Source organism: Mycobacterium sp. 852002-51152_SCH6134967 (assembly GCF_001667105.1).
GTDB lineage: Bacteria > Actinomycetota > Actinomycetes > Mycobacteriales > Mycobacteriaceae > Mycobacterium > Mycobacterium neumannii_A.
The window spans coordinates 1-4,139 of the sequence record NZ_LZIK01000056.1 but is presented as its reverse complement, the minus strand read 5'-3'; the positions used below and the strand labels follow the sequence as shown (position 1 = coordinate 4,139).

Genomic DNA, 4,139 nt, shown 5'->3' with positions numbered 1-4,139 from the left:
TTCGTCGGCTGCGTCAGATGTCTATATGAGACCCCCGCGCCTGCGCCGCCCCCACCCGCGCCGGCACCCGCGCCGCCGGGACCGTAGCCGCGTGGCCGTACAGATGAGCCCGGAACGGTTCGAAGAACTGGTCTCCGAGGCGCTCGATCTGATACCGCCGAAGCTCGCCGACGCGCTGGACAACGTCGTCGTCCTTGTCGAGGGCCGCAACGACGAGGAGCCCGACCTGCTGGGGCTCTATCAGGGCGTCGCACTGACCGAACGCGATTCGTGGTACGCCGGTTCGCTGCCCGACACCATCACGATCTACCGCGAAGCGCTGTTGGAGCACTGCGACAGCGAGCAGAACGTCGTCGACGAGGTGGCGATCACCGTGATCCACGAGGTCGCCCACCACTTCGGCATCGACGATGAGCGCCTCCACGAACTCGGCTGGGGATAGCGGGCAAACACACCGCGCGGCAACTGCGCTTTGTCGCCCGCGAGTGCTATCAAGGGGCCATGACCGAGTGCCGAGAATGCGTAGCGGGCCTCGAGCACTGCCATGGCACCGTCATTCACCACGTCGCGTGTCGAGCGGAATGCACCGAACCGGATTGCGTCACCCCGGAAGTGGCGCACGCGTTCGTGATCGACTGTGAGGCGATCAGCTGCGCGTGCACCGTCTCGGTGTCAGCCCATCGGGTCGGCTGAGCGCAGAGCGTCTTCGACCGGCCGCACGTCGGGCTCGGGGTAGAACGGCGGCGTCAGCGACCCCCACTGCGGACAACTCCACCTGCCGTCGGTGATCGGCGCCAGCACGACGGCCTCCGTGTTCCCCAAGTGGTGGTCGAGAGCGAAACTGCGCTCGACACCGGCCAGCACCGAGGACACCAGCCGGATCGCCGCGCCGTGGCTGACCACCACGATGTCGCCGTGCCAGTCGTCGTCGTCGAGATGGCGCATCCGCAGCTGGGTGATGGTGGGCACGTAGCGGTCCAGCACGTCGTGTCCGGTCTCGCCGTTGGGCATCGCCACGTCGAGATCTCCGTCGTGCCACTTCTGGTAGATCGATTCGAACGTCGCGATGGCCTCGTCGTCGTTGCGGTCCTCCAGATCGCCGACCTGGACCTCGTGGACCCCGTCGAGCTCCACAGGCGGCAAGCGCAGCGAACCGGCGATCTCCTCGGCGGTCTGACGGGCCCGGTGGGCCACCGAATGGGCCAGGATCGCGGGCGCAGCAGGCATGCCCCTGGCGAAGGAGCGGGCCTGATCGCGGCCGAGGTCGGTGAGTTCGGCGCCGGGCGGGCGAGTGTCGAGGCGACGGTGGACGTTGGCCAGTGACTGCCCGTGACGCACCAGCACGAGACGCCCGCTCACCTCAGTCCCTCCCTGAGTCGCGCCAGCCAGCTGGAGGCTTCGTCAAGGCCGGGAGGGGCCGCGCCTGCGGCCGCTCCGGTCGGCCAGGATCCGAGGAATCGCATATCCGAACAACGACGGTGCAGCGCCTTGAGTGCCTCGGCCACCGCATCGTCGTCGATGTGTCCGACACAGTCGAGGAAGAAGATGTAGGTGCCCAACCCCGTTCGGGTGGGCCGTGATTCGATCCGGGTCAGATCGATGTCGCGGACGGCCAGCTCGGTCAGCGCCGATACCAGCGCGCCGGGTACGTTGTCGAGTCGCAGCACCACCGACGTACGGTCGGCGCCCGTGCGCCCTGGCGGCGGGGCGGGCGCTCCGACGAGCACGAACCGGGTGCGCGCGTTGGGCTCGTCGACGATGTCGGACGCCAGCGCCTCCAGCCCGTAGCGCTTGGTGGCCAGCGCGGTGCTCACCCCCGCGTCGGCACGCCCCTCGGCGACGTCGGCGGCCGCCGCGGCGTTGGAGTTGGCGGGCACCACCTGTGCCGACGGTAGATGCTCGGCCAGCCAGTGCCGCACCTGTGCGGCCGCGACGGGGAAGGCGGCGACGGTCTTCACGCCGTCGGCCGCGATACCGTCGCGCACCGCGATCGTGAACGAGACATCGAGCGTGAGCTCGGCGAAGATCTGCAGAGGTGTGCCGCCGGCCAGGCCGTCGAGGGTGGGTAGCACCGAACCCTCGATCGAGTTCTCGATCGGGACACAGGCGTAGTCGGCGTCACCGTCGCGCACGGCGGCGAGCGCGCCGGTGGTGCTGTCGCACGGGACCGGCGTCACCGCGTCAGCGCCCGGCCCGCCGGGCAGCATCCCGTCACCCGACATTTTGCGCAGCGCCGCCTCGGTGAAGGTCCCCTCGGGGCCGAGATAAGCGATGCGCGGCACGGCACAACACTATCGGGTCACCCGGGTAATGCCGTTCCGCTGCACGAAAGCCTTGCGGGATCCGCCATCGCTTAGTTAAGTTAGGCTCACCTTATCTCAGAGGAGGCTGTATGGCGACAACGGTCACGGCACCGACGACGGCCGAGCGGATCCGCACCGCGTGCGCCAAAGCGGGCGGCGCGATGCTCGCGGTCGAGGGCGGCGAGAACGGGGCTCCCACCGAGACACCGGTCCACCACCTGCTCGACGACGGCTCGTTCGCGATCACCGTTCCCGCGGACAGCGCGGCGGCGGCCAAGGCCGTCAGCGCGGGTGCCGGCGGGGTGCAGGCGGTGCTGGAGATGACGGACTACGCGCCGCTGCCGCTACGCGAGCCGGTGCGCTCGCTGGTGTGGATTCAGGGGCGCCTGCACGACGTGCCCGCCGGTGAGGTGTCGGCCCTGCTCGACCTGATCGCCTCGGAAGACCCCAATCCCGCGCTACTTCAGGTGAACTCGGCACCCGCCGACGGCGACAAGGGCCACACGCTTCTGCGGCTCGAGATCGAGTCCGTGGTCGTCGCCGATTCCACCGGCGCCGAATCGGTCAGCGTGAGCACGCTGCTGGCCGCGCGACCGGACCCGTTCTGCGCGATGGAGTCGTGCTGGCTGCAGCACATGGAGTCGGCCCACCGCGACGTCGTCGAGCGGCTGGCCAGCCGGCTTCCGATGTCGATGCGCCGCGGGCGGGTCCGGCCCCTGGGTCTGGACCGCTACGGCGTCCAGCTGCGGGTGGAGACCGACGACGGCGACCACGATGTGCGGCTGCCGTTCACCCGCCCGGTCGACGACGTCACCGGGTTGAGCCAGGCGATCCGGGTACTGATGGGCTGCCCGTTCCTCAACGGGCTGCGCGCACGGAAGTTGTGACGACGCTACCGTAGCTCGGTGACCGGCGCCCCCGACGAGCTCACCGACCCTGCGCGCCGGGCCCTGCGCATCGAGATCGTCGTCGTACTCGCGGTGACGTTCGGCCTTTCGGCCTACAGCGCGCTGCTGAACCTGATCGAGTCGGTGCTCCTCGGCCTTTCCGGTCAGGTCGTCGCGCTCAATCCGCGCCGCTCCCCATTCGACCTCATCGACCTCGGGCTCAACCTCGTCTGGGTGTTCCAGCTGTCGGCATGGGGCGCGCTGGCCGTATACCTGTTGTGGCGCAGCGGGATCGCCCTTAAATCGATCGGGCTGGGGCGGCCCCGGTGGCGCGCCGACCTACTCGGCGGACTCGGTCTTGCCGCTCTCATCGGGCTGCCCGGCCTCGCGCTGTATCAGGTCGCCCGGCTCCTCGGCATGAACGCCGACGTCGAGCCGGCCGAACTGTACGACACCTGGTGGCGGATACCGGTGCTGCTGCTGACGGCGCTGGCGAACGGCTGGGCCGAAGAGGTGATCGTCGTCGGCTATCTGATCACCCGACTGCGTCAGCTACGTGTGAGCCCGGCGGCCGCCGTTGTCGTCACCAGCGTCCTGCGCGGGCTCTACCACCTCTACCAGGGCTTCGGCGCGGGGCTGGGGAATCTGGCGATGGGCCTGGTGTTCGGCTACGTCTACCTGCGGACCGGCCGGCTGTGGCCGCTGATCGTCGCGCATGCGCTGATCGACGCCGTGGCCTTCGTCGGCTATGCCCTGCTCGCCGGCCACCTCGGCTGGTTGCGATGAACATGCGGGCCGGCGACGTAGATTTCTTTAGGTGACCGACAACCGGCAACCGCCCCGCGGGTTCGAGCCCCCGCCGCGGCCGCGCCCGGAGCCGTCACAGGTGATCCGCCGCGATCCCAACTACCGGCCGCCCCCACCGAACCCACCGATGCCTCCCGGGGGC

6 protein-coding genes are annotated in these 4,139 nt (G+C 69.5%); 4 read left to right on the top strand and 2 right to left on the bottom strand.

What is annotated here, in order from left to right:
* Nucleotides 1–91: 91 nt before the first annotated feature.
* Both A5790_RS16805 and A5790_RS26265 read left to right on the top strand, forming a co-directional pair.
* Nucleotides 92–442 carry a metallopeptidase family protein gene (locus A5790_RS16805; RefSeq protein ID WP_064419422.1) on the top strand — a complete coding sequence of 117 codons (351 nt, stop codon included), beginning with the start codon at nucleotides 92–94 and terminating at the stop codon, nucleotides 440–442.
* 59 nt (nucleotides 443–501) lie between these two features.
* Complete coding sequence (locus A5790_RS26265) at nucleotides 502–693, top strand: hypothetical protein (protein ID WP_082693907.1); 192 nt, start codon at nucleotides 502–504, stop codon at nucleotides 691–693.
* Here A5790_RS26265 and A5790_RS16800 read toward each other — a convergent pair.
* Together A5790_RS16800 and pheA are read right to left on the bottom strand one after the other, a co-directional pair.
* Nucleotides 673–1,359 carry a histidine phosphatase family protein gene (locus tag A5790_RS16800; RefSeq protein WP_066846559.1) on the bottom strand — a complete coding sequence of 229 codons (687 nt, stop codon included), beginning with the start codon at nucleotides 1,357–1,359 and terminating at the stop codon, nucleotides 673–675. The two genes, A5790_RS26265 and A5790_RS16800, sit on opposite strands and share 21 nt — an antisense overlap.
* Nucleotides 1,356–2,282: a prephenate dehydratase gene (gene pheA / locus A5790_RS16795; protein WP_066846557.1), complete on the bottom strand. Its 927-nt coding sequence runs from the start codon at nucleotides 2,280–2,282 to the stop codon at nucleotides 1,356–1,358. The genes A5790_RS16800 and pheA overlap by 4 nt, the downstream gene beginning before the upstream one ends.
* Nucleotides 2,283–2,392: 110 nt before the next feature.
* On the opposite strand from pheA, the gene A5790_RS16790 reads away from it, so the two are divergent.
* Nucleotides 2,393–3,190 (top strand): DUF2470 domain-containing protein, encoded by a 798-nt coding sequence (locus A5790_RS16790; protein WP_066846554.1) that lies wholly within the window; start codon nucleotides 2,393–2,395, stop codon nucleotides 3,188–3,190.
* A gap of 18 nt (nucleotides 3,191–3,208) precedes the next feature.
* Nucleotides 3,209–3,976 carry a CPBP family intramembrane glutamic endopeptidase gene (locus tag A5790_RS16785; RefSeq protein ID WP_066846552.1) on the top strand — a complete coding sequence of 256 codons (768 nt, stop codon included), beginning with the start codon at nucleotides 3,209–3,211 and terminating at the stop codon, nucleotides 3,974–3,976.
* The last annotated feature ends 163 nt before the right edge of the window (nucleotides 3,977–4,139 follow it).